The sequence below is a fragment of the Blastococcus sp. CT_GayMR20 genome (genome assembly GCF_004570345.1).
This window is the reverse complement of record NZ_SPQM01000311.1, coordinates 1-1,128: the sequence shown is the minus strand read 5'-3', so window position 1 is coordinate 1,128 and position 1,128 is coordinate 1. Positions and strand designations below refer to the sequence as shown.

Sequence of the window (1,128 nt, the reverse complement as noted above, 5' to 3'; positions counted from 1 at the left end):
CCTCGAGGAGAACCTGCGGGCGGTGCGGGCCCGGATCGACGCGGCCGCGCGTGCCGCCGGTCGCGACCCGTCCGCGGTGCGGCTGCTCGCGGTGAGCAAGACCTGGCCGCCCGAGGACGTCGCCGCCCTGGCGGCGCTCGGGCAGCACGACTTCGGCGAGAACCGGGCCCAGGAGCTGCTGGACAAGGCAGGCCGGCTCGCCGCGCGCGGCGATCTCCGTGTGCGCTGGCACTTCATCGGCCAGCTGCAGCGCAACAAGGCCGCCGCGGTGGCCCGCGTCGGAGCCGTCGTCCACTCGGTCGACCGCGAGTCCCTCGCCCGGGCGCTGGACCGCGCGGGCCAGGGGCTGGACCGCCCCGTCGAGGTGTTCGTCCAGGTGGACCTCGGCGGGCCCGAGGGGGACCTCGCGACCCGGGGCGGCTCGCCCCCGGAGGAGGTGCCGGCCCTCGCCGACCTGGTCGCGGCGTCGCCGGGGCTGTCGCTCCGCGGGCTCATGGCGGTGGCACCGCGGGGGGCGGACCCGCTGCCGGCCTTCGAACGCCTCGCGGCCCTCGCCGACCGGGTGCGGGCCGACCACCCGCGAGCCGTCGACCTGTCGGCCGGGATGAGCGGGGACCTCGAGGCCGCGATCGCAGCCGGCGCGAATGTCGTGCGTGTCGGAACCGCGTTGTTCGGTGATCGCCCCCTACCCTTCGCGAAGATCAGAGAACACCAGCCACCCGAGTCACACGAGTAACAAAGGCCCCGGACGCAACGGGTGACCTTGACGACTGTCGTAACGACGCGACGCTGAGGACGCCAGCAGAGGGGGAGGTCCGATGGCTGGAGCCATGCGGAGAATGGGGATCTACCTGGGGCTCGTCGAGGACGACGACCCCCGTGGCTACGGCCGGTACGACTCCCGTCAGTCCGATCACCTGGAGGACCGTCGGTACGGCCGCTACGCCGACGACTACGACGCGCACTACGACGGCGACTACCCGCCGGGTGCGTACGACGACGGCCTCGAGGCCGAGGAGCTCCCACCTGTCCGCGAGCCCGAGCCGCTGCCCGCCCGCCGGGTGACGCCGCGGCCGCTCGGCCTGGCCCCGGCCGGCGCCGGCGCCGGTCCGTCGCGGATCGGCGCGA

The 1,128-nt window shown here is 75.0% G+C and carries 1 protein-coding gene and 1 pseudogene; both read left to right on the top strand.

The genetic code is table 11. From position 1 onward, the window contains the following. Positions 1–736 (top strand): YggS family pyridoxal phosphate-dependent enzyme (locus E4P40_RS27625; protein ID WP_135161471.1); only part of this gene is annotated, 736 nt, incomplete at its 5' end. Between the two features lie 82 nt (positions 737–818). Then, positions 819–1,128, top strand: a pseudogene (locus E4P40_RS28700) (cell division protein); the annotation flags it as partial.